A 23,831-nucleotide genomic window follows, 5' to 3' on the forward strand; every position below is an offset into this window, starting at 1 on the left:
TTTTGAGTTTGCAAATTTACAATTATTTTCCAATAAACAAATCTTTGTATCACTTTTTTTATATAATCGTAAAAAGCAATTTTTAGCTCCGAATATATTGGGAATTGTTATATTTGTGGATTAATTCTAAAACAACAACAATGATAAATGAAATTATTAAAAAGAATGGAATAACCTTTGGAGTAACAATTGGAATTGTTTCTGCATTAATTACTTCAACAATTTACGCTATTGATTTAAATTTGTTTACTTCTTGGTGGATTGGAGTCTTAAGTATTTTGGTTTATCTTACATTGGGAATTGTTTTACTTTCGAAAACAAAAAAAGAGATGAACAATGTTTTTTCTTTCAAAGATGCTTTTACGACTTACTTCATCGCTACACTAATAGGTATTTTAATTTCAACTCTTTTTAATGTTCTTTTATTCAATTTCATTGACCCTTCTGCTAAAGAGACTTTAAGTGAATTAATGATTAAATATACTGTCAATATGATGCAAAAATTAGGCACACCAGCATCAGCCATTAACGACGCTATAGCAAAAATGAAAGAAAACAATCCTTATTCTACATTGGAATTACTAAAAGGGTCTATTTTCAGTATTGTTTTTAGTTCAATTTTCGGATTAATTTTGGCAGCATTCTTTAAAAGCAAATCTACACAAGAATAAAAATTAATGAATTTATCTATACTCATACCACTTCTTAATGAAGAGGAATCACTTAATGAACTCTATAACTGGATTATCAAAGTGATGCAATCTCATAATTATACGTACGAAATCATTTTTTTGGATGATGGTAGTACAGATAATTCATGGACTATTATCGAAGGATTTGCACAAGAGAACCCTAATGTAAAAGGAGTTCGTTTTATGAAAAATTTCGGAAAATCACAAGCGTTGCATGCTGGTTTTGCAAAAGCAAAAGGTGATGTCATTATCACTATGGATGCTGATTTGCAAGACAGCCCAGAGGAAATTCCAGGTTTATACGACATGATTACCAACGGAAAATATGATTTAGTTTCCGGATGGAAAAAGAAACGCTACGACTCGGTGGTGGCAAAAAACTTGCCTTCTAAATTATTCAATTGGGCGGCGAGAAAAACATCTGGAGTGGAATTGAATGATTTCAATTGCGGATTGAAAGCCTACAAAAATATTGTGGTGAAAAACATTGAAGTATCAGGTGAAATGCACCGATACATTCCAGTTTTAGCAAAAAATGCCGGTTTTGGAAAAATTGGCGAAAAAGTAGTACAACATCAAGCCAGAAAATATGGTGAAACTAAATTTGGAATGGAACGTTTCATCAATGGCTTCCTAGACTTAATTACCATTTGGTTTCTTTCTCGTTTTGGAAAAAGACCGATGCATTTATTTGGTGCCATGGGATCGTTAATGTTCATCATTGGTTTTATGCTTGCCGGTTACATTGGTATTTCAAAACTATACCATATGTATAATGACATGCGTTATAGTCTGGTTACAAATAACCCTTGGTTTTATATTGCACTTACGACAATGGTTTTGGGAACACAATTATTTTTGGCCGGATTTCTTGGCGAAATAATTTTGCGAACAAAAAACAATGAAGAGCGTTATAAAGTATCGAGCGAGGTTAATTTTTTATAAATTTATGTAAACGAAAAAGTTCTCGTTTGCACAATACCTAGCCCTGATAATAGCGGCATCCTTTTTCTTTTTTTTTCTTTAAAAAAAGAAAAAGATACAGCGGATAGCAGGATATAGCTCCTAAAACAAAACAAATAGATTTAAATTTTAATAACGAATTTAGAAACTAAAAAACATATAGAATGGATATCAAACAAAATATTTTGGACTCAGTAAATGAGTGGCTTACGCCAACATTTGACACCGCTACTCAGGAAGCTATCAAGGAATTGATGACTACATCGCCTAAAGAACTGGAAGAGAGTTTTTATAAAAATCTTGAATTTGGAACCGGTGGAATGCGCGGAGTTATGGGTGTAGGAAACAATCGTATCAATAAATATACGCTAGGGAAAAGTACACAAGGACTTTCGGATTACTTGCATACTGCATTTCCTAACCAACCTTTGAAAGCCGTTATTGCTTATGATTGTCGTCACAATAGTGATACGTTGGCCAAATTAGTTGCTGATGTTTTCACGGCTAACGGGATTGAAGTTTATTTGTTTTCGGAATTGAGACCTACTCCGGAATTGTCATTTGCGGTGAAACATTTGGGTTGTCAGTGCGGAATCGTTCTTACGGCATCACACAATCCACCAGAATATAACGGATACAAAGTATACTGGCAAGATGGTGGACAAATTGTACCGCCGGAAGATGAGGGAATTATCAACGTTATTGAGAATTTAAATTACAATCAAATCAAGTTTACTGCCAATGAGGATTTGATACATTATATAGATACGGAAGTTGATGAAGCTTTTATCAAATCGACTATCGAAAATGCGAGTTTTGGAACTTCGGCTGAAGCCAAAGAAAATCTGAACATCGTTTTTACCTCTTTGCACGGAACCTCTATAAAATTAGTTCCTGATACCTTATCGCAAGCGGGTTATCCTAACGTGAATATTGTTGAAGAACAAAGAGTGCCAAATGGTGATTTCCCAACTGTTAAATCTCCAAATCCAGAAGAGCCGGAAGCATTGACAATGGCATTGGCATTAGCAGACAAAACGAATTCAGATATTGTAATTGGGACTGATCCAGATTGTGACCGTTTAGGAATTGCCGTTAGAAACAACGAAGGCAAAATGACGTTGCTTAACGGAAATCAAACGATGATTTTGATGACTGCCTTTTTATTGGAACAATGGAAAAAAGCGGGTAAAATAAATGGAAAACAATTTGTGGGTTCTACAATTGTTTCTACTCCTATGATGATGGAATTAGCGACAAACTACGGTGTAGAATGTAAAGTTGGTTTAACTGGTTTTAAATGGATTGCCAAGATGATCAAGGATTTCCCTGAGTTAGAATTCATTGGTGGTGGTGAAGAAAGTTTTGGTTATATGGTAGGCGATGCCGTACGTGATAAAGATGCTGTTGCAGCTACTTTATTGATTTGCGAAGTTGCGGCTCAAGCCAAAGCAAAAGGAAGCACGGTTTACAAAGAATTACTACAACTGTATGTTGATAACGGTTTTTACAAAGAATACTTAGTCTCATTGACCAAAAAAGGGATGGATGGTTTACACGAAATTAATCAGATGATGATTGATTTACGTGAAAATCCACTGAAAGAAATCAACGGACAGCGAGTTGTTATGGTGGAGGATTACCAATCTTCAATAGCAAAAAACTTGCTTACTGATGAAGAAACTAAAATGGAAATCCCAAAATCGAATGTATTGATTTACTACACTGAAGATGGTTCTAAAATTTGCGCCAGACCAAGTGGAACGGAACCTAAAATAAAATTCTATATCAGTGTAAATACTGAATTGGATTCAGTAGCAGATTTCAATGAAGTAGAAAGCATTTTGGACAATAAAATAAAAAATATTATTACTTCAATGCAATTGAATTAATAAAAAAACAAAATTGATTTTTCAGACAGACCCGATAAGTAGAGAACTTATCGGGTCTTGATGATAAAAAAACAACTTAAATGGACGCAAATTTCAAAAAAATTATTCCTTTCACAAACCCATATCGTTCTCATGTGGTTTGGAATGTAATATTCAATATTTTTTACGCACTCTTTAGCACCTTGTCTTTTATAGCATTAATCCCAATGATGGATGTCCTTTTTGGTACTACTGAAAAAATCAATGAAAAACCTGTTTTAGAGTCAATTTTTGACATCATCAAATTTTCTAAAGAGTACTTATATTACAACATCACACTACTAACTGACAAGAATGGTCCTGAATTTGCCTTACTGTTAGTTATTGCCATAGTGAGTATAACTTTCCTATTAAAAAATCTATTTAATTACCTAGCATCCAATCATTTGATGCATCTAAAAAATGGCGTATTAAAGGATTTAAGAAATTCAATGTACCACAAAATCATCAACTTACCTGTTTCCTACTATTCTGAAAAAAGAAAAGGTGATATTATGGCTCGCATGTTAGGTGATGTAAATGAGGTTCAAAATTCTTTTTTTTCTATCCTAGAATTGATTGTTAAGGAGCCAATGACCATCGTATTCACGCTTATTGGTATGATTGCAATAAGTTTCAAGTTAACCTTGTTTGTCTTTATTTTTATCCCTCTTTCAGGGCTATTAATATCCAAAATTGGTAAATCACTGCGTAGCAAATCCGAAAGAGTGCAATATGAAAACGGCTATCTAATTTCAATTGTAGAAGAATCGTTATCCGGACTAAAGGTTGTTAAGAGTTACAATGCCGAATCAAATTTTAAACAAAAATTTAATGATTCAGTTACCCGAGTTTTAAAATTGTCTAACAGCATAGGTAAAAAAAATAACTTAGCTACGCCATTGAGTGAGTTTTTAGGGATTATTACTATTTGTATATTGCTTTGGTTTGGTGGAAAAATGGTACTTGTTGACAAATTACCTGATGGAAAAGCCTTACTTGACGGAGCTAAATTCCTAGCCTACATGGGTCTTGCCTATAACATATTAACTCCTGCCAAAGCCATTTCTAAAGCTTCTTATTCAGTAAAAAATGGACTAGCGGCAGCCCAACGTGTTTTTGAAGTTTTAGAAGTAAAAAATGAGATCACAGACAGCGAAAATGCGATTAAAAAATTAACATTTGAAGACAGTATAGTAATTAAAAATATTAATTTCAGATACGAAGACGAGAACGTTTTAAAAGACTTTTCGCTTCAAGTTAAAAAAGGACAAACCGTTGCTCTTGTAGGACAATCCGGTAGTGGAAAAAGTACGATTGCCAATTTATTGACCCGTTTTTATGATGTAAATGAAGGAACAATCGCTATTGATGGAATTGACATCAAAGGCATGAACCTGCACTCTCTTCGTGATTTAATGGGATTAGTAACGCAAGACAGTATTTTGTTTAATGACACCATAAAAGCCAATATCGCTTTAGGAAAACATGACGCCACGGATACCGAAATCATCGAAGCTCTGAAAATTGCCAATGCTTATGAATTTGTAAAAGACTTGCCACTGGGAATTCATACAAATATTGGCGACAGCGGAAACAAACTTTCTGGTGGACAAAAACAACGTTTATCAATTGCCAGAGCAGTTTTAAAAAATCCTCCAATTATGATTCTGGATGAAGCCACTTCAGCATTGGATACAGAAAGTGAAAAATTCGTTCAAGTAGCACTGGAAAACATGATGCAAAACAGAACCTCGATAGTAATTGCGCACCGTCTTTCTACGATTCAAAAAGCAGATTTGATTGTGGTGATGCAAAAAGGGAAAATTGTTGAGCAGGGAAAACATGAGGAACTTATTGCTATGAATGGCACGTATAATAAATTAGTCACCATGCAATCTTTCGAATAAGCAACCACAAAACACACTTCAGACGCTTAAAATTACAGTTCAGTAAAAAATTTAAAAAAGGTTGAGTAACATCTAATACATTTACTCAACCTTTTTAATTTAATACTGAAAAATATGCTTTTCAAAATCATCTTAACCATTCATATTATTTCCGGGTTTACTGGATTACTATTGGGAACCGTACTTTTAATTCGCAAAAAAGGAGATATCATTCACAAAAAACTTGGCAAAGTATTTACTTTAGCCATGATTTCAACTGGTTTGTGTGCTTTCTACCTTTCGTATGTACACCCTAACTTATTCCTTTTTATAGTAGGTGTATTTACAATTTACCTGTCTATTTCAGGCTATCGAATGATCCATTTGAAAAAAGCGCATCTAGGTCAAAAACCTCAAATAGGCGATGCTATTTTAACTGTATTAATGATTATATCAGCTATTACATTTTTCTATATTGGATATAAATATGTACTGGCGAAACAATTTTTTGGAATAATTTACTTTCTTTTTGGAACTGTTAGTATGCGATTATGCTATGTTGAATACAAAGCTTACACCGGAAAAGTAACCGACAAATTATATGGATTAAAAAATCATATCGGTAGAATGACCGGAGCCTATATTGCCGCTTTTACAGCATTCCTTGTGATTAACAATACCTTTTTACCCGCAGTTCTGGCGTGGAGTTTACCAGGAATTATTGGTGGTATCTTCATCAGTCGAACATTACGAAAATTGAAATCTCAAAAATCAAATCAATAACAATGAGAAAAAATCTACTACTCTCAGTGCTGTTTTTATTACCCTTTTTAAGCAAAGCTCAATCTGTCAAAATTGATACAATTCCCTTTACAACATCATCATCATTATTAGTTTTTAAGGGACAAATAAACGGTATCGAAACTGACTTTGCTTTAGACACAGGTGCTGCTATTGGAGTAATCACAGTTGAAAAAGCAAATAGCGCTAATATAAAAATTACCGGAAAAAAAAATATTACTGACAGTAATGAAGATGTAAACTCCATGAAAGAAGCTATGATTGAAACTGTAACAATTGGTTCTTTCAAAATTAAAAATATAAAAAGCATAGTATATGACATGCCTTTTTTATCTTGTAATGATTATTATTTATTAGGCGCAAATGCTATCAATAAGTTGAACTGGAAAATTGATTTTGAAAAAAATCTTTTATACGTATCAAAATCAACTTTTGAATATACTAGCGAAATGCTTGAGATGCCTATTACTTATAAAAATAACCGACATTTCACTACTTTTAGCATCAATGAAACAGTATTCAAAAATTGCTTAGTAGACTTAGGTTATAACGACTTCTTTGAAGTTTCTGAAAAAGAACCCTTTTTTAAAAAACTAAAACAAGAAAATCAAGATGAAATAATTTCTGGTTCACGATTGACAATGAGTCTTTCCAATATAAAAATCAACAGATACGAAGCTTTGAGTTTTGATAATTTGATTATAGGTAACAAAAGATTTGACGATTTAAAAATAGAGATTCGAGCAAATATTGAAAATAAAATCGGACTCAAATTCTTCTCTCAATTATCCTCTATTTTGATACTAAACAATGACATTTCAAAATATTATTTGAAACTTTCAAACCAACCTATTTCTCTACAAATGAGTTTTGATGCCGATTGTTATTTGAAAAATGGCAAATTAATAATCATGGGCAAGAACAACAATTCCGAAAGTTCAGCAAAAGAATTAGAAACAGAAGAGGAAGTAAAATCAATAAATGGTTTAACGGCAACTGATTTTAAAGACGAATGTGACTTTTTATTGTGGAGAATTGAAAATCTTAAAAAAGACAACTATGAAATAGAAAAGTTGAATGGACAAAAAATCATTATAAAAAAACAAGTCCTTAAATCATAATTCTAAAATAAATTGGTGAACTTTACATATTGAATCTACTTGTTACATTCCCATTTTATTAAATAATTTAAATGTACATCAATAATCCAAACATAAAACTTCCTGAAGATCCAAATACTGTTGTTTGGAAATATCTTGACTTATCTAAGTTCTTAGATTTATTGATGTCCGAAAAATTATTTATGTCACGATCCGATAAATTCGAAGATCAATATGAAGGCACTTTTAGCGAACCCACTTTTGAGGAAATAAAAAAACTATCAATAGACAATCCTGACTTTTTAAACTATTATAAAACACATCGGGAAAAAGTAGCAATTAGCAGTTGGCATATCAACGAATATGAATCATTTGCCATGTGGCAGATTTTCACGCAAAACAGCGAGGGTTTAGCGATTCAATCCACAATTGGGCGTTTGCAGGAATCGCTTGTTCCAGAAACTAATTTTAATCAATACATTGGGGAAGTAAATTACATCGATTACAAAAAAGAGCACATTCCGTTTGACGATATGTTTTTTCCTTTTTTATTCAAACGAAAAAGCTTTCAATATGAAGGCGAAGTACGCATCATCACAGACATTGGTGAAAGTGATATCAAAATCAATGAAGGATTGAAAATCAATGTAAATATCAACCAGTTGATTGAAAAAATATACATTCATCCCAAATCCGAAAACTGGTATAAAAATCTGGTCATTCAGTTAGTAAAGCAACTGGGATTTGATTTCACCATTGAAAAATCAGACTTGGAAAGTGATATTTTGATTTAGAATAAGTACTGCTAAACTGGCTCGTAACCAATAATTTTCCATTCTTTCTTAGACAAATCGATGTAGTAATAATTCACCACATCTTTCTTATCAAACTCTCCGTTTTTATTGGTGTCCTCAACCGTTCTATAGTACAAACGATTATTAGAACCAATCAATTTCCAGTCGATTAATTCCTGAAAATCAGAAGATATTTTAGTGAATTTCTCACCGCTGATTTCGCTTAAATACAAGGCTTTAATATCACTTGTATCTAATTTTCCATCTTTATTTGTATCCATGTCCATCATCGTGTACACCATAATCTGGTTATTGGTTTTATCAGCAACCGACTTCAAATACGTAGCGGTTTGAATCAAAACAGGTTTCTCTGTCAATTTTCTAATGGAATCCGAATCAACTTTTTGAAATTTCAAATTCTGCAAAAAACCGGTGATTTCAAATTCGCCATAATTGGATATCGTAAAACTCAAATCGTTCACGCTGGAAGAGCCATATCTCGATTTTATTCCTTTCTCACGAATACTTAAATCCGCAACAGGATGAATCAAGTAATCCGTTCCTTCCATTTGAAGTGGCAAATCGGCAATTTGTATTTGGGTAGAATCAGTTTTGGCCAGTTCTTTTGCTCTACTTGTTCCATCGTAAGTAACTTTTGGTTTTTCAACCTCCTCTTTACAACTGGTCAAAAGTAAAATTGCGATTCCTAATATTGTGATATGTAGTTTTTTCATGTTTTTGCACTATTAAAATTCAAATGTAATCATTTTTAAAAATGGTAACGTCATTCGATACTTGATTTAACGAATTAAAATTGGGTTAAACTTTAATAATTTTAACGGTTATAACCTCGCAGTCAATTTCAAATTAAAAACTCTGGTTGTCATATAATTCGGAATTGCATATTGATTTTTAGAATATACATCCCGAACCCAAGTATTGGTTATGGCATTTTGATTGTCAAAAAGATTAAAAATCTCCAACCCTATTGCTAACTCTTTAAAATCTTTAAACCAACCCGAATTCCTTTTTACTGTTGTGTTGTCTATAAAAACTTTAGAGAAACCTACATCCACACGCCGGTAATCATTCAATCTGTTTTGGTATAAATAAGGATCAACATACGATGGCGAACCGCCGGGCAATCCAGTATTGTAAACCAAATTCAAGTACAATTTAATACTTGGAATATTAGGCATGTAATCTTGGAATAAAAGTCCAAATTTCAATCTCTGGTCTGTAGGTCTGGCAATATATCCTTTATCATTGCTGTTTTCTTCTGTTTTCAAATAGCCAAAACTAAACCACGATTCTGTTCCGGGAACAAATTCCCCGTTCAAGCGAACATCCAATCCTTGCGCATACGCGGTGGCATTATTGTTGGCTGCATATCGAATGCGAACGTTGTCAATCGTGTACGTATTTACATCCGTCAGCGATTTATAATACAACTCCGAAACCAACTTAAAAGGACGATTCCACATCTTGAAACTATAATCATTCCCAAAAACAACATGCACTGATTGCTGCGCTTGGGTATTAGGTTGCACCATTCCATCCGCATCTCTCAATTCTCTGTAAAAAGGCGGCTGATGATATAATCCTCCCGAAAGTCTAAAAACCATATCTTTCTCCCAATCTGGTTTTATGGCAAATTGTGCTCTGGGACTGAAAGTAATTTGGGATTTTCCAGTTACAGCAGAACCTATAACTTCCCAATTGTGTATACGTACTCCGGCATTATACCAAACTTCACTCGAACCAATATTCGATTTTAAACTCCATTGACCATAACCCGAAAATCTATTGATGGAGTTAAAATTTGTCGCTCGGATATTTTGATACGGAACAAGTGGTCCGGTGTAAGGTGAATACGGCTGATCATTTTTTGGCAAATCAATAATGGGTGGATTCAATGAAAAACCAGCCGAATCAATTACCTCCCACTCTATTATTCTGTCACGAATAGATTCTCGTGTATATTTTATTCCCCATTCAAATTGGTTTTCTTTCCAATCGTGAAATCCTTTTATCTCTGTATTTACGATCAGTGCATCCAAATCGTTTCTGGCATGACTCAACTGAGAACCAATTCCTCTTGTAAAAGCAACTTCTCCAAAAGTTTCTGACCCAATACTGGAATCCACTTCGCCTAAACGGTATTGTGCGAAAATATCAAAATATTCTTGTTCTAAAGTATGAAAAACAGAACCGATAAATTTCAAAGTGAAGTTATCCGAAACATTGAACGTTGTTTTTAAAGCTCCAAAATACGTATCGTATTTATCCTTTTCCTGACCTTCATAAAAAACAGTAAGTGCCATAGGATTATCTATGGTTCCAAAATTAGTCTGCCTCGTTAATGGCTGATATTGGTATTTATTTTGAGAAATATTCCCCAGAAAACTCCATTGCCATTTAGCCGAAGCTTGATAATTTATATTAGTTTGAATATCCGCAAAAGACGGTGTAAAATTCGTTTGAGTTTCTTGACTTTTTACTAAAAGGCTGTTATTTCTGTATCGAACTCCCGTTACTGCAGACCATTTTTTATTCTTGGAAACTGCATCGACAGAAAGGCTTCCTCCAAGGAAACTTGCTTCAAGGCTTGCGCCAAATTTAACCGGTTTTCTGTATGTAATATCTAAAACAGAAGATAATTTATCCCCAAACTTCGCTTGAAAACCTCCCGCCGAGAAATCAACATTTTGCACTAAATCCGTATTGGTAAAACTTAACCCTTCTTGTTGTCCCGAGCGAATCAGGAACGGACGGTAGACTTCAATTTCATTTACATAAACCAAATTTTCGTCATAATTCCCACCACGCACGGCGTATTGCGTACTCAATTCGTTATTTGAGTTTACTCCCGGTAAGGTTTTTAAAATGTTTTCGATTCCGGCATTGGCTCCAGGAATTTTCCGAATCATTTGAGGCTCAATTGTTGCAACACCCTGAATCAACTTTCTGTTATTCGATGTAACAATAACTTCTCCCATTTGTTCTTCCTGATCGCTCATTACTGGATTGAATTCCTTTTGTTCATTGGTATCCAAAGAAAAAATCACAGTTATTTTTTTCAACGAAACATGCGTAAAAACAAGTGTTACTTTTTTGTTTGCAGGAACTTTTAAATCGTAAAAACCATTTTTATTGGATTGAGTGCCAATACTGGAATAAGAAACATTTACGTTATCTACCGGTTGATTGTTTTTGTCTAAAACAACTCCTTTTATTCTAGCCGTTTGAGCCAATAAAGGTAGGCTGACTAAAAACAAATAGAAAACAAAAATTAATTTATTAGTGCTCAAATGATTTGGTTTTTATTTTTTTTGGCTTTTAAAAAAACGAGTTTCAAAGGTAGTTGAATTTCCAACATTATCAATCACCACAACTTTTAAATCATTGGCGCCATCAGCAACAATTCCATCACTGAAATAATGAGTCAATTTTCTAGTCTTGTTATCATATTCTAATAATACCCATTTTCCGTTTAAATAACCATTATATGATTTTATACCTGACAATTCATCGTAAATAGAGAGCTGAATGGTTTTTTGGTCACTAATCCATTTTCCTTCAACAGGAACAGCCATAGTTATTTTTGGTGCAACCGTATCCGCAACCAAAGCATATTTTCCTAAAATTTTAACCTTGGTATTAAATACATTATCTTTTTTGTAGGTTGGATTGTAATTCACTTTTTTTCCTTCGATTCTACCAATGAACATTTTCTCTCTTTGTGCCTCAGTAGATTTTGTATCTTCAATGGAAACCGTAAAATTAGTGTGAGCAGGAACAGTATCGTCGTGTAAAAACAAAGTATCATTTTTCACATCAAAATTCAAATCAAAATCTTCATAAAAAGTTCCTGCAGGAAAGAAAACCGACATATTTGCTAAAGCAAAATTACTGTCTTTATTGGCTTTTACAAAATAATTAGATTGTACTGGCTCTGGACTTATTATTGTAGTCAATAAATCATATTGAATAGGAATAGCTATTGTTTTTTTATTTCCAAAGAAATCCGAAACTTCAATGCGATACAGCGAGGCTAAATTTGGAGTTACCTGCAAAACACCTTTATTTTCATCGGCTTGGATAATGCTCAAATTATACGGGTTTTTAATGAATAATTTCTGAACACGCTGTTGCATTTTCTTATATCTCGAATAATCAATCAGCGCATTAATATAACGCATGTCGTCAAATGAATAGGTATTGAATTCGTAACCGAAATTGGGTTTCCCATTATAAAAAGACTGTACCTTGTACACTCCGTTATTATTAAACGAGACATCATCAGTGTCATAAGCAGAAATCCCAAAACCGATTGAACCATTTGCTACCACTTTATCCGATAAATAGGTTCCGTCTTTCTGCAATGAAACATTCAGTAGCAAAGGTCGCTTTGAATGATTGACCGTAGTTTTTGAATCCAAAGGATATACATAAAGTCCTGAAACAACAGGTTTCTTAGTGTCTTTTAAAAATTTATTATATCCAAAAAGCATCGGATTGATTATAAATTCTGTTTTGGAATCACGAAATTCAAAATGCAAATGTGGTCCTTCTGAAGCTCCAGTATTACCAGAAAAAGCAATAATTTCTCCTTTTTTAACTACCATTTCATTTGGCTTAAAAAACATTTCAATTTCAAACGATTGTTCTTTGTAATGCGCTTTCTTGATGTAGTTTTCTATTTCACCATTGGCCATTTTTAAGTGTCCATACACTGATGTAAAACCATTAGGATGGTTGATATAAATTGTTTTTCCGTTTCCAAAAGTTGATATTTTTATTCTTGACACATAACCATCGGCTACGGCATACACTTTTAATCCCTCTTTTTGTTGCGTTCTCAAATCGAAACCTGCATGAAAATGATTGGGTCTTAACTCACCAAAATTCCCGGATAATTGCATCGAAATATCTAATGGAGGTCTAAAATAATCTTTTGGATAGTCCACTTGTGCAAAAACAGAAGTGCATAAAAATAAAAAAAATACAGGAAATCTCATCGTTTACATTTTCGCTAAGATAAAAAAAGTATTCAAAACAGCACTAAAAAAAATGGTTCGTAACCATTTGTACAACTGATATTTAATTAATTTAATGCAAAAAAAATAATAAAATATTGCAAAATTAAAAAGGAATACTAACTTTGTATGATTATGTAATGAATAAAATATATAATGAGTGCAATTGCAGAAATTATTGATACTCTTGAAAGTAAGATTGAAAAACTTTTCACAAAAATGAAAGGTTTGGAGAAAAATAATCAAGATTTGAAAAACGAATTAACAAAAACTGCATCCATAATACAAACTCAGTCACAAGAGATTGAAGCGCTAAAAACGCAGTATGAAACACTCAAAGTAGCAAATACATTACTAGGCAGTGACGATAATAAAAGAGATACGAAGCTTAAAATAAATTCATTAATTCGCGAAATTGATTACTGTATAGCACAGCTATCAGATTAATAAAAGATATGGACGAAAAGCTTAAAATTAAAATATCAATCGCAGACAGAGTCTACCCGTTAACGGTTGATTTCTCGCAGGAAGAAGGCCTTAGAAGCGCTTCTAAAAAAATTGATAAGATGATAAAGCAATTTGAAGAAAATTATGCTGTTCGTGACAAGCAAGATGTATTGGCAATGTGTGCTTTACAATTTGCCTCACAAACGGAACAAAAACAAATTGATAATACCATAGATGGAGAAGCGACCATCGAAAGAATAAAAAAAATCAATGCGATTTTAGATCAATATCTCGACAAATAAACGTTCTTTACAAAAACTAAGATACTGCCTACATTAGTTCATATTTGGTAAACTCAACACTAACAATTTAGAATGAGCAAATCATCGTTACTATAGCAAGCCAATTCAGTTTGGAAGCTTGAACAACGAGTTAGCTCAAAACTTGTCTTTTCGAGTTTATTCAATCACTCTAATGTAGGCTTTTTTATATATAAACTTTAACAAACATGGACAACATATTAACGATTATTATTTCAGGAATTATAGGTATTGCGGGAGGTTTTGGTATTGCCAAACTGATAGAAAAAAGCAATATTTCAAACTTAATTAAAAACGCAAAAAAAGAAGCAGCGTCAATTTTAAAAGATGCTAATCTGGAAGCTGAAAACATAAAAAAAGATAAAATTCTTCAAGCAAAAGAGAAATTTATTGAATTAAAATCGGAACATGAACAAGTTATTTTATCCCGTGATAAAAAGGTTGCCGAAATAGAAAAAAGAGTTCGCGATAAAGAATCTCAAATTTCTAATGAATTATCAAAAGCTAAAAAAGTAAATGATGATTTTGAATCTAAAACTTTAGAATACACCACTAAAATTGAAAACTTAGATAAGAAACAAACTGAAGTTGACAAACTACATAAAAGTCAATTGCAACAATTGGAAGTTATCTCTGGTTTATCCGCGGAAGAAGCTAAAGATCAATTAGTAGAAGGACTGAAAGCAGAAGCAAAAAGCAAAGCAATGTCTCATATTCAAGATACTATTGAAGAGGCAAAATTGACAGCACAACAAGAAGCTAAAAAAATCATTATCAATACCATTCAAAGAGTTGGTACAGAAGAAGCAGTAGAAAACTGTGTCTCTGTATTTAACATTGAATCTGATGACGTAAAAGGTCGAATCATTGGTCGTGAAGGTAGAAATATCCGCGCGCTGGAAGCAGCTACTGGAGTTGAAATCATCGTAGATGACACACCGGAAGCTATTATCCTTTCTTGTTTTGATCCTGTACGTAGAGAAATTGCGCGTTTGGCATTACATAAATTGGTAACTGACGGAAGAATTCACCCGGCACGGATTGAAGAAGTAGTTGCAAAAACTGCGAAACAAATTGACGATGAAATTATAGAAGTTGGTAAACGTACCGTTATCGATTTAGGAATTCACGGATTACATCCTGAATTGATTAAAGTAGTAGGACGTATGAAATACCGTTCTTCTTACGGACAGAATTTATTGCAACACTCACGTGAAGTTTCTAAACTTTGCGGAATCATGGCTGCTGAATTAGGACTAAACGTAAAACTGGCTAAAAGAGCTGGTTTATTACACGATATTGGTAAAGTTCCAGATGCTGAAAGTGATTTACCACACGCTTTATTAGGAATGCAATGGGCTGAGAAATACGGTGAAAAAGAAGAGGTTTGTAACGCTATTGGAGCACACCACGATGAGATAGAAATGAAATCACTATTATCTCCAATTATCCAGGTTTGTGATGCCATTTCAGGTGCAAGACCAGGAGCAAGAAGACAAGTATTGGATTCTTATATTCAACGTTTAAAAGATCTTGAAGAAGTAGCATACGGATTCAGCGGTGTGAAAAATGCTTATGCAATTCAAGCCGGTAGAGAACTACGTGTAATTGTTGAAAGCGAAAAAGTTTCTGATGAAAATGCAGCGAACTTATCTTTTGATATTTCACAAAAAATCCAAACAGAAATGACGTATCCAGGGCAAGTTAAAGTGACTGTAATTCGTGAAACTAGAGCTGTGAATATTGCTAAATAATTTATTGTAATTGACATATAAAAAAACTTCTCATTACTGAGAAGTTTTTTTTTGCATTATACTTTATAAGCGAAAACTTTAAAAGATGTGTATATCGAAACCCGTTAATTAATCATTCAAAATATCGTTAAAAACGATTTTAAAAGTTGTTCCTACTCCTACTTCACTTTCGACTGAAACAGTTCCTTTCATCGATTCTATTTGATTCTTTGTAATGTGCAACCCTAAACCTCTAGCATCTTCGTGCTTGTGAAATGTTTTGTACATACCAAAAAGAGAATCTCCATATTTTTTTAAATCGATGCCTAATCCGTTATCAGAAATTGACAACGTTTTTTTACCGTTTTCTAATGAGTAAGAGTATTTTATCTCTACTGGTTTATTAGGATTCGAATATTTTATGGCATTTGTTGTAAAATTCAACAAAACACTTTCTAAGTATGCTGGATTAAAATCGACAAAAAAGCCTTCAGGAATGTCATTTATAATCGTAACTTGATTATAATTTTTTAAATTCTTAATTAAATCCAATGTCTTCTTTAAATAAAAATTTAAGTCTAATGATTTGATCGGAATGTTTGAATTACTTTGTATTAAAACCAATTGGGTCAAATTAGCTATCGTTTCATTTAAATCATTCGAAACAGTCCGTAAATGTACTAACATTTCTTTGTTACTCTCTAAATTATCATCATCATCAATTAAATCTAAAAGTGATTTAATATTACCCGCTTGTGTATTTAGATTATGCGAAACAATATGTGAAAAATTCAATAGTCGGCTATTTTGCTGACTATACAATTCCATTGTTCTTACTAACTCTATTTCTTTTTCTTTTTGCGAAGAAATATCAGTATGCGTACCAATAACTCGCAATGGTTTTCCATCTTCATCACGCTCGATTACTTTTCCTCTGTCTAAAATCCATTTGTAATTTCCACTTGAGGTTAAAACACGGTGGTAATTTTCATAAAAAGGTATTTTGTTGTCAAAATGATCCTGAATTTCAGAGTAATATTTTTCTAAATCATCAGGATGCACAATTTCATCCCAACGTTCCGGATTGTCAAAAATATCCAAAGACTCCTGCTCGAGAATTTTCATTGATTGCGAGGAATAAAAAACTTTATTAGTCGTTAAATCCCAGTCCCAAACACCTGCTGTAGAAGCTTCAAGAGCAAATTTAAAACGCTCTTCAGAAATTTTAAGTTTGATTTCCTGTTCTTTCAAATCAGTTACATCTGAGATTCTTCCGTAAAAAGCAATATTCCCATCAGGATATAATTCTGGTTTTGATGAAACTTTAAGCCAACGCAATCCCTTTTCAGGTAATAAAACCCGAAACTCAAAATCCCATCTTGTAATATTTCTTTTTGCGTTTACCAATGACTGAAAAAAAGACAATCGGTCGGCTTGAAAAATCCTGTCATAGACAAGAAATTTGTCATTGTCTACAAAATGAGCTGAAGACAACTCAAAAAAATCGTTTACCGATTTACTCACTAAAGGAAATAAATAGGTATTGTCAGGAGCAATCACAAATTCAAAAATTAAATCTGGAATCTCATTAAATAATTTACTGTAAAAATCATTTACCTCCTGGCAATTTCCGTTTTGAGGAAAATCAAAAACCATATTACTTTTTATAAGATTTTAGTAGAACACAATTTAGATTATATTTTTTATTTAACAGCCAAATTAATAATAAAATCGTAACCATTTAATGAGATGTTAATCGGCATCACTAAAAACCTCTCTTTAATATCTAATTTATAAAACTTTTCTTTCTTGAAAAGTGCTAAATTTAGAATTATGTCTTAAAAATTATTTTCTGGGATGAAATGAATTAAGGACTTGCGTCAAAAATGTTCGGTCTAGATGCACATATATTTCAGTTGTTGTAATAGATTCATGACCAAGCATCAATTGTATAGAGCGTAAATCAGCTCCGTTTTCTAAAAGATGAGTTGCAAAAGAATGTCGCAAAGTATGCGGACTTATCGTTTTATTCAAATCTATTTTAACTGCTAAATTTTTAATAATAGTAAAAACCATGGCTCTTGTGAGCTGCTTCCCTCTTCTATTTAAAAAGAGCGTATCCTCAAAACCTTTTTGAATAGTAATGTGCGTTCTTATAGTATTCCTATAAATTTGAATGTATTTCTGCGTCAAATCACTTATTGGCACAAAGCGCTGCTTATTTCCTTTACCCGTTATTTTAATAAAACCTTCCTCAAAGAACAAATCGGAAATTTTTAAAGAAATTAATTCTGAAACCCGCATTCCACATCCATAAAGTGTTTCAAGCATGGCACGATTGCGTTCGCCTTCGTTAGTAGTTAAGTCTATCGCAAAAATAAGACTATCAATCTCATCAACAGATAAAGTATCTGGAAGCTTCCTGCCCGTTTTAGGAGTTTCAATAAGTTCTAATGGATTGTCTACGCGATAATCTTCAAATATCAAATAACTAAAAAAACTTTTAAGACCTGAAATGATTCTGGCTTGTGAACGCGGATTAACTTCTTTAGCCACACTATAAATAAATTGCTGTACCGTTTCTTCTCCAATTTTTATTGGTGAAACAACAATTTCATTTTTAGTCAAAAAAAGACACAACCGTTCAATATCAAAAGAATAATTTTCTATTGTATTCTTTGACAAACCACGCTCAATTTTCAGATACGATTGATAACTCTTTATATAACTGTCCCAATTCATGATTACAAAGTAACTCTTTTTTAGACATAAAAAAACCACTACTAAGAGTGGTTTTGAAATAAGTAAAAAAAATGATTATTTTCCCCATTTACCTCCGCCCACATAAAATCCTAAATGAATTCCAACATAAGAATTAGCTACAGTACCTTGATTATTTCCATTGATATCTTGTAAATTAGATTCTGGTACTAAATTATATTCTAGTCCCATTCTGAATTTTCCCCACTCAAAACCACCACGAACTAATCCTCCCAGTTTACCGGTTGCATCTACATTTACATTATTACTATTATCAGTATCATCCAATTCTACGTTTGCAATACTGTAATAACCTGCACCAGCGCCTATATATGGAACAAAAGAATTTCCAGCACCGTTGAAATAATAATCATAAGTAGCAACATAAGAACCATTAGCCGCAACTTTTGCGCTAGTAGTGGCACCAGAATCATTTATATCGCGAACGATCGCGGCTATTCCTATTCGTAAACCAACATTCATATTATCTTTAATATTATATTTTGGTTCTAATGAGAACAAAACTCCTCCGCCACCATTAGTAGGAACACCCCCTAAATCTAAACCTACTCTAAATCCGTCTTTTTTTTGCGAATAACCGTTGAAACCAACGAAAGTAATAAGTAATACTAAAATAACTCTTTTCATTTTTGATGTTTAATTGTTAATAACAAGATAAAAGTATATTAAATTTAAAGTAATACACTTCCTACCTAACATAAGTTATCAACATATTTAAATTATGGAGTTATATAAAAAAACCTCCGGATTTGGGAGGTTTAGATATATATTTAAAATATTAGAATTTGTAAGTCCCTAAAATTTGAAAAACAGAATTTTTAGATCCAACTTCATCTAGAAATAATTCATCTTGCAAACGTGTCAGTCTAAAATTATAACGTGCGCCAATCATAAAATTTTCTGTAATATCATATCCTAAACCAAAATTCAAACTTACATCTGCAGATTTAAGCTGTCCTTAACGACCTCAGATTCTCCACTAGATTTTGATTTTCCAAATACCAGAAAACCTATTTGAGGGCCAAATTCCATACTAAAAGTATCCGCTACATAATATTTAGCCATAACCGGAATAGTAATATAATCTAATTTCAAATCTCCACTTATCCTCTCAAATTCTAATTCAGTTCCTTGAGCAGAGTACAAAACTTCAGGTTGAATGGCGAATGTATTACTTATCATAAATTCCCAAAAAAAACCAACATGAAATCCTACTAAAGATTTAGAATTTACTCCATCTACAACAGCATTAGTAATTGTGGAAATATTCAAACCTCCTTTAACTCCAAATGCCATTTCTGCTTTTTCTTGAGCATTCACAAAACCAAAAGTGAATGCAATTACCACCATTAAAATATTTTTTTTATGATTTATCATTTAAAATAAATACTATCAAAGTTAAAAAAATCAAATAGCAGATGGATTTTTAATATAGAAACTCGATAAGTTTAAAATTAAAAACAAAAAAATCAAAACATAATAACCTGATTTAAAGCTTCCCACAACATCCTTAACTAATTTCCATTCAAAAAACAAACCCAATCCGCAACTTAAAACAGCATAAACCTGATTTTAAAAGGAAGTGAATATTATAAGTAAAAAAAATAAAATTGTAATATTTCTATACTTTAAGAGTTTTATCTTGCAGGTTCAAATTAAGAACAATAATTAAATATCAATATTATGAAAAAGACAATTTTAGTTACCGTTTTACTGCTCGCAATTTCAAGTACCATGCAAGCGCAATTAGTCAAGTTTGGAATTAAAGCTGGTTTAAATTACGCTAATCAAACCGGAAGTGATATTACAATAAATAGTGGTAATTATGATAAGGAAGCTATTACCAGTTATCATGCAGGTTTAGTTGCTGAGATTAAAGTGACTGATGGTTTTTCTGTTCAGCCCGAATTATTATATTCTACACAAGGAGCAACATACAAATATGCAGCTACAGAATTCAAAAATGAATTAGGTTATTTATCCATTCCAGTTTTGGCAAAATTTAATTTAAATAAAACAGTCAGTCTTGATCTTGGACCACAAGCTTCATTTTTGTTAAGCGAAAGAAATGATTTTGATGTAGAAAACGCAGAAACTTTTGAGTTTGGAGTTGCCGGAGGTTTAACATTAAATGTTACAAAAAGCATTTTTCTACAAGGACGTTATGTATTAGGTCTTACTGAAGCATCTAAAGATGCAGATGTCAAGAACTCAGTAGTGCAAATTTCTGCTGGATTTAAATTCTAGAAATAATAAAATTAAATTTATCAAAACCGTTCTTTAAATTAGAACGGTTTTTTTATTTTTACCAAAACTGGAATTATGAAAATTAGTATCATCAACGGACCAAATCTCAATCTTTTAGGAAAACGCGAACCAGAAGTCTATGGTAGCTTAACTTTTGAAGAATATTTTACCACTTTACAAATAAAATTTCCAACAATAGAATTTACCTATTTTCAAAGTAATATTGAAGGTGAATTGATTGATAAAATTCAGGAATTCGGTTTCACTTACGATGGTATTATTCTAAATGCAGGCGCTTATACCCACACTTCCATTGGGATTGGAGATGCTATTAAAGCCATTACTACTCCAGTTGTTGAAGTCCATATTTCGAATACATTTTCACGTGAAAGTTTCAGACACCAGTCCTACATTTCTGGAAATGCAAAAGGAGTAATTTTAGGTTTTGGTTTAAAGAGTTATGAATTGGCAATCCAATCTTTCTTGTAAGTCTTTAAATAAAAATATTCTTATAAATGTTTAACAAATAATTAATAGCCTCTTTTTAAACTTCTTATATTTTTGTGAAAGAAAAAACTTTCATGAGAAAATACTACTTACTTCTAATTTCTTTGGTATCATTTACCAACTATGCACAAATAAAAGGAACCATTTCTGATGAAAAAGGAAATCCTCTGCCATTTGTAACCGTTTTTCAAGAAGACACATACAATGGAACTACCTCAAATGAAGTAGGGAAATATGAACTTAACTTGAAGAAAACGGAAAAACAAATCGTAGTATTCCAATTTTTAGGTTTTAAAACGCAAAGAATAACAATTCAGAAGGATAAGTTACCGTATTCATTTGATGTTAAAATGATTGAAGAAAGTTATTCTTTGAATGAAGTGGTAATCAATACTAAAATCAATCCTGCACTTGCTATCATAAAAAATGCAATTGCCAGCAAAAAAGAAAATACTGAAAAAACGGCTCGATTCAATGCCGACTTTTATTCCAGAGGAATTTTCAAACTAAAAAATGCCCCTAAAAAAATATTGGGTCAAAAAATTGGTGACATGAATGGTTCTTTGGACTCTACAGGAACTGGAATCATTTCCTTATCTGAAACTTTTTCTAAAATTACTTTTGAAAAACCCAATAATTTAAAAGAAGTCGTAACTGCCTCAAAAGTAAGCGGAAGAGATAACGGCTACAGTTACAATACGGCCAGATCTTCTTTTTATGACTTCTATGATAATACGATTGATTTTGGAGTTAATATGATTTCTCCTATCGCAAATAATGCGTTCAATTATTACAAATACAAACTGGAAAGCACTTTTTATGATGCCAATAATCAAATGATCAATAAAATAAAAGTTACTGCAAAACGTGACAGCGAACCTGTTTTTGAAGGTTACATTTATATTGTTGAAGATTCATGGGCTATTTATGCCGTTGATTTAGATATAAAAGGATACCGAATGAAAGAGGAATTTGTCGATGTCATGACCTTAAAACAAAACTTCAGTTACAACAAAAGCAACAAAATTTGGGTTAAAAACACACAAAGTCTTGATATTACAGCTGGAGCCTTTGGAATAAAATTCAATGGAAGATACACCTATGTCTACAGTAATTACGAATTTGTGAATTCCTTTGCTAAAAAAACGTTTACAAATGAAATTACAAGTGTCGAAATAAATTCAAATAAAAAAGATTCCATATTTTGGAATAGCAACAGACCCATTCCTTTAACAATCGAAGAAAGTGGTGATTACATTCGAAAAGACAGTATTTACAAGGTTCGAAATTCTAAAAAATATTTAGATTCTGTTGATACAAAAGGCAATAAATTCAAACTACTGAAACTACTTACGGGTTATACTTACAAAAATAGTTCCGAGAAAAACTCCTTTAGTTATGAAGGATTACTAAACCTGGGTTCACTAAGTTTCAATACCGTACAAGGATATAATTTTGATTCGGGATTTAGATACACCAACTGGAAAAATCAGGAAAAGAAAGGAATATACACTTCTATAAGTACAAAACTCAATTACGGTTTTGCCGAAGATCGTCTGCGTGTAACCGGACAATTTATACATCGGTTCAACAATCAAAATTATGCCACTTTATACCTAACAGGAGGTAGTTCAGTAAAGCAATTTAATCCTAATGAACCCATCAGTAAAATTATAAATACGATAAGTTCATTGGCATTCAAGAACAATTTCATGAAGTTGTATAATCTGGAATCAGCTGCAATAGGCTATAGCCAAGATATTGCAAATGGTGTGAATCTAAATGGGAAGATAGAATACCAACAGCGAAAACCCTTATTCAACAACACTGATTTCTCCTATTTCAATAAACACGATTTATATACTTCAAATAATCCACTGGCAACGGATGATTTCACCACTCCCGCTTTTGAAAAACATCATTTAATGAAAGCCAATCTAAATGCGAGAATCAATTTTGGCAATAAATATTCTTCCCGTCCAGATGGAAAATATAACATTAGAAATGAAAAATATCCTACACTATTTTTAGCATATGAAAAAGGATTTGCAACCAATGAAAAGAAATATGAATTTGACCATGTTAATGCACGATTAACTTATGATTTAAAATTGGAAAATAAAGGAACTATAGGAATGAATATAAAAGCCGGGAAATTTCTGAATGCAGAAAACATCTCCTTTATAGATTACAAGCACTTCAATGGAAATCAAACACACATAGGCCAGACAGAACGTTATTTGAATGTTTTTAACTTATTGCCATATTATTCTAACAGTACAAACAATCGTTATTTTGAAGCACACGCAGAATACACTGACGAAGGTTATATTATGAATAAAATTCCGTTGTTGAATAAATTAAAATCAACATTAATTCTAGGTGCTCATACACTTTCTACACCAAATGTTAAGCCCTATAGAGAATTTACGGTTGGTTTAGATAATTTAGGCTTTGGAAAATTTAAGATGCTACGAGTCGATTATGTTCGTTCCTATCAAAATGGTTTCCAAGGCGACGGAGTAGTTTTTGGACTTAAATTTTTAAATATTTTAGAGTAAAACTTCAACAAGAAATAGTTTAACAACAAGAAAAAAGGCACGAGAAA

At 32.4% G+C, this 23,831-nt stretch carries 20 protein-coding genes; 13 read left to right on the forward strand and 7 right to left on the reverse strand.

The features are described from left to right. The first annotated feature begins 140 nt into the window (after nucleotides 1–140). The 7 genes from ACNQF8_RS07115 (at nucleotide 141) to ACNQF8_RS07145 (ending at nucleotide 8,149) form a co-directional block, all read left to right on the forward strand. On the forward strand, nucleotides 141–671 hold the full coding sequence (locus tag ACNQF8_RS07115; RefSeq protein WP_417952650.1) for a DUF4199 domain-containing protein: 531 nt from the start codon (nucleotides 141–143) through the stop codon (nucleotides 669–671). Between the two features lie 6 nt (nucleotides 672–677). Continuing rightward, nucleotides 678–1,637: a glycosyltransferase family 2 protein gene (locus ACNQF8_RS07120; RefSeq protein WP_417953139.1), complete on the forward strand. Its 960-nt coding sequence runs from the start codon at nucleotides 678–680 to the stop codon at nucleotides 1,635–1,637. Between the two features lie 182 nt (nucleotides 1,638–1,819). After that, nucleotides 1,820–3,547, forward strand: coding sequence for a phospho-sugar mutase (locus ACNQF8_RS07125; protein ID WP_417953140.1), 1,728 nt, complete (start codon nucleotides 1,820–1,822; stop codon nucleotides 3,545–3,547). Nucleotides 3,548–3,627: 80 nt separating this feature from the next. Continuing rightward, on the forward strand, nucleotides 3,628–5,475 hold the full coding sequence (locus tag ACNQF8_RS07130; protein WP_417952653.1) for an ABC transporter ATP-binding protein: 1,848 nt from the start codon (nucleotides 3,628–3,630) through the stop codon (nucleotides 5,473–5,475). Nucleotides 5,476–5,589: 114 nt separating this feature from the next. Continuing rightward, a complete protein-coding gene (locus tag ACNQF8_RS07135; RefSeq protein WP_417952654.1) occupies nucleotides 5,590–6,237 on the forward strand; it encodes a hypothetical protein in 648 nt (215 codons plus the stop codon). A gap of 2 nt (nucleotides 6,238–6,239) precedes the next feature. Continuing rightward, on the forward strand, nucleotides 6,240–7,376 hold the full coding sequence (locus ACNQF8_RS07140) for a retropepsin-like aspartic protease (protein ID WP_417953141.1): 1,137 nt from the start codon (nucleotides 6,240–6,242) through the stop codon (nucleotides 7,374–7,376). 71 nt (nucleotides 7,377–7,447) lie between these two features. Beyond that, entirely contained in the window at nucleotides 7,448–8,149 is a 702-nt protein-coding gene (locus tag ACNQF8_RS07145) for a hypothetical protein (protein WP_417952656.1), read from the forward strand. A gap of 11 nt (nucleotides 8,150–8,160) precedes the next feature. Here the strand turns inward: ACNQF8_RS07145 and ACNQF8_RS07150 are convergent, their stop codons facing one another. The 3 genes from ACNQF8_RS07150 to ACNQF8_RS07160 all read right to left on the reverse strand — a co-directional run bounded on the left by ACNQF8_RS07150 (nucleotide 8,161) and on the right by ACNQF8_RS07160 (nucleotide 13,170). Further along, nucleotides 8,161–8,883, reverse strand: coding sequence for a hypothetical protein (locus tag ACNQF8_RS07150; protein ID WP_417952657.1), 723 nt, complete (start codon nucleotides 8,881–8,883; stop codon nucleotides 8,161–8,163). A 108-nt stretch (nucleotides 8,884–8,991) separates the two neighbouring features. Continuing rightward, the gene (locus ACNQF8_RS07155) at nucleotides 8,992–11,460 is read right to left on the reverse strand and encodes a TonB-dependent receptor (RefSeq protein ID WP_417952658.1); all 2,469 of its coding nucleotides are present in this window, start codon (nucleotides 11,458–11,460) and stop codon (nucleotides 8,992–8,994) included. 12 nt (nucleotides 11,461–11,472) lie between these two features. Continuing rightward, nucleotides 11,473–13,170, reverse strand: a complete 1,698-nt coding sequence (locus ACNQF8_RS07160; protein WP_417953142.1) for a M23 family metallopeptidase — start codon at nucleotides 13,168–13,170, stop codon at nucleotides 11,473–11,475. A 174-nt stretch (nucleotides 13,171–13,344) separates the two neighbouring features. Between ACNQF8_RS07160 and ACNQF8_RS07165 the strand changes: the two genes are divergently transcribed. The 3 genes from ACNQF8_RS07165 (at nucleotide 13,345) to rny (ending at nucleotide 15,709) form a co-directional block, all read left to right on the forward strand. Beyond that, the gene (locus tag ACNQF8_RS07165; RefSeq protein WP_099716104.1) at nucleotides 13,345–13,635 is read left to right on the forward strand and encodes a hypothetical protein; all 291 of its coding nucleotides are present in this window, start codon (nucleotides 13,345–13,347) and stop codon (nucleotides 13,633–13,635) included. A gap of 8 nt (nucleotides 13,636–13,643) precedes the next feature. Continuing rightward, complete coding sequence (locus ACNQF8_RS07170; RefSeq protein ID WP_315211534.1) at nucleotides 13,644–13,937, forward strand: cell division protein ZapA; 294 nt, start codon at nucleotides 13,644–13,646, stop codon at nucleotides 13,935–13,937. A gap of 206 nt (nucleotides 13,938–14,143) precedes the next feature. Then, nucleotides 14,144–15,709 carry a ribonuclease Y gene (gene rny, locus ACNQF8_RS07180; protein WP_315211536.1) on the forward strand — a complete coding sequence of 522 codons (1,566 nt, stop codon included), beginning with the start codon at nucleotides 14,144–14,146 and terminating at the stop codon, nucleotides 15,707–15,709. 108 nt (nucleotides 15,710–15,817) lie between these two features. On the opposite strand, the gene ACNQF8_RS07185 is transcribed toward rny, so the two are convergent. The 4 genes from ACNQF8_RS07185 to ACNQF8_RS07200 all read right to left on the reverse strand — a co-directional run bounded on the left by ACNQF8_RS07185 (nucleotide 15,818) and on the right by ACNQF8_RS07200 (nucleotide 19,819). After that, a complete protein-coding gene (locus ACNQF8_RS07185; RefSeq protein WP_417953143.1) occupies nucleotides 15,818–17,344 on the reverse strand; it encodes a PAS domain-containing sensor histidine kinase in 1,527 nt (508 codons plus the stop codon). 189 nt (nucleotides 17,345–17,533) lie between these two features. Beyond that, nucleotides 17,534–18,430: a site-specific tyrosine recombinase XerD gene (gene xerD / locus ACNQF8_RS07190; RefSeq protein ID WP_417952661.1), complete on the reverse strand. Its 897-nt coding sequence runs from the start codon at nucleotides 18,428–18,430 to the stop codon at nucleotides 17,534–17,536. A 75-nt stretch (nucleotides 18,431–18,505) separates the two neighbouring features. Continuing rightward, nucleotides 18,506–19,096 carry a hypothetical protein gene (locus ACNQF8_RS07195; RefSeq protein ID WP_315211539.1) on the reverse strand — a complete coding sequence of 197 codons (591 nt, stop codon included), beginning with the start codon at nucleotides 19,094–19,096 and terminating at the stop codon, nucleotides 18,506–18,508. Between the two features lie 306 nt (nucleotides 19,097–19,402). After that, entirely contained in the window at nucleotides 19,403–19,819 is a 417-nt protein-coding gene (locus ACNQF8_RS07200; protein WP_417983479.1) for a porin family protein, read from the reverse strand. A gap of 333 nt (nucleotides 19,820–20,152) precedes the next feature. Between ACNQF8_RS07200 and ACNQF8_RS07205 the strand changes: the two genes are divergently transcribed. The 3 genes from ACNQF8_RS07205 to ACNQF8_RS07215 all read left to right on the forward strand — a co-directional run bounded on the left by ACNQF8_RS07205 (nucleotide 20,153) and on the right by ACNQF8_RS07215 (nucleotide 23,784). Beyond that, complete coding sequence (locus ACNQF8_RS07205) at nucleotides 20,153–20,716, forward strand: porin family protein (RefSeq protein WP_315211544.1); 564 nt, start codon at nucleotides 20,153–20,155, stop codon at nucleotides 20,714–20,716. A 75-nt stretch (nucleotides 20,717–20,791) separates the two neighbouring features. Beyond that, a complete protein-coding gene (gene aroQ, locus ACNQF8_RS07210; protein WP_315211546.1) occupies nucleotides 20,792–21,205 on the forward strand; it encodes a type II 3-dehydroquinate dehydratase in 414 nt (137 codons plus the stop codon). A 92-nt stretch (nucleotides 21,206–21,297) separates the two neighbouring features. Next, the gene (locus ACNQF8_RS07215) at nucleotides 21,298–23,784 is read left to right on the forward strand and encodes a DUF5686 and carboxypeptidase regulatory-like domain-containing protein (RefSeq protein WP_417953145.1); all 2,487 of its coding nucleotides are present in this window, start codon (nucleotides 21,298–21,300) and stop codon (nucleotides 23,782–23,784) included. The last annotated feature ends 47 nt before the right edge of the window (nucleotides 23,785–23,831 follow it).

Source organism: Flavobacterium labens (assembly GCF_048286755.1).
Taxonomy (GTDB): domain Bacteria; phylum Bacteroidota; class Bacteroidia; order Flavobacteriales; family Flavobacteriaceae; genus Flavobacterium.

What these genes read in the sequence shown, in the direction of transcription:
- ACNQF8_RS07130 (WP_417952653.1), top strand. Translation starts at nt 3,628, where the DNA reads ATGGACGCAAATTTCAAAAAAATTATTCCTTTCACAAACCCATATCGT.
- ACNQF8_RS07195 (WP_315211539.1), bottom strand. Translation starts at nt 19,096, where the DNA reads ATGAAAAGAGTTATTTTAGTATTACTTATTACTTTCGTTGGTTTCAAC.
- ACNQF8_RS07215 (WP_417953145.1), top strand. Translation starts at nt 21,298, where the DNA reads ATGAGAAAATACTACTTACTTCTAATTTCTTTGGTATCATTTACCAAC.
- ACNQF8_RS07200 (WP_417983479.1), bottom strand. Translation starts at nt 19,819, where the DNA reads ATGGTGGTAATTGCATTCACTTTTGGTTTTGTGAATGCTCAAGAAAAA.
- ACNQF8_RS07125 (WP_417953140.1), top strand. Translation starts at nt 1,820, where the DNA reads ATGGATATCAAACAAAATATTTTGGACTCAGTAAATGAGTGGCTTACG.
- ACNQF8_RS07185 (WP_417953143.1), bottom strand. Translation starts at nt 17,344, where the DNA reads ATGGTTTTTGATTTTCCTCAAAACGGAAATTGCCAGGAGGTAAATGAT.
- ACNQF8_RS07170 (WP_315211534.1), top strand. Translation starts at nt 13,644, where the DNA reads ATGGACGAAAAGCTTAAAATTAAAATATCAATCGCAGACAGAGTCTAC.
- ACNQF8_RS07205 (WP_315211544.1), top strand. Translation starts at nt 20,153, where the DNA reads ATGAAAAAGACAATTTTAGTTACCGTTTTACTGCTCGCAATTTCAAGT.
- ACNQF8_RS07115 (WP_417952650.1), top strand. Translation starts at nt 141, where the DNA reads ATGATAAATGAAATTATTAAAAAGAATGGAATAACCTTTGGAGTAACA.
- ACNQF8_RS07120 (WP_417953139.1), top strand. Translation starts at nt 678, where the DNA reads ATGAATTTATCTATACTCATACCACTTCTTAATGAAGAGGAATCACTT.
- ACNQF8_RS07135 (WP_417952654.1), top strand. Translation starts at nt 5,590, where the DNA reads ATGCTTTTCAAAATCATCTTAACCATTCATATTATTTCCGGGTTTACT.
- rny (WP_315211536.1), top strand. Translation starts at nt 14,144, where the DNA reads ATGGACAACATATTAACGATTATTATTTCAGGAATTATAGGTATTGCG.
- ACNQF8_RS07140 (WP_417953141.1), top strand. Translation starts at nt 6,240, where the DNA reads ATGAGAAAAAATCTACTACTCTCAGTGCTGTTTTTATTACCCTTTTTA.
- ACNQF8_RS07160 (WP_417953142.1), bottom strand. Translation starts at nt 13,170, where the DNA reads ATGAGATTTCCTGTATTTTTTTTATTTTTATGCACTTCTGTTTTTGCA.
- xerD (WP_417952661.1), bottom strand. Translation starts at nt 18,430, where the DNA reads ATGAATTGGGACAGTTATATAAAGAGTTATCAATCGTATCTGAAAATT.
- ACNQF8_RS07165 (WP_099716104.1), top strand. Translation starts at nt 13,345, where the DNA reads ATGAGTGCAATTGCAGAAATTATTGATACTCTTGAAAGTAAGATTGAA.
- ACNQF8_RS07150 (WP_417952657.1), bottom strand. Translation starts at nt 8,883, where the DNA reads ATGAAAAAACTACATATCACAATATTAGGAATCGCAATTTTACTTTTG.
- aroQ (WP_315211546.1), top strand. Translation starts at nt 20,792, where the DNA reads ATGAAAATTAGTATCATCAACGGACCAAATCTCAATCTTTTAGGAAAA.
- ACNQF8_RS07145 (WP_417952656.1), top strand. Translation starts at nt 7,448, where the DNA reads ATGTACATCAATAATCCAAACATAAAACTTCCTGAAGATCCAAATACT.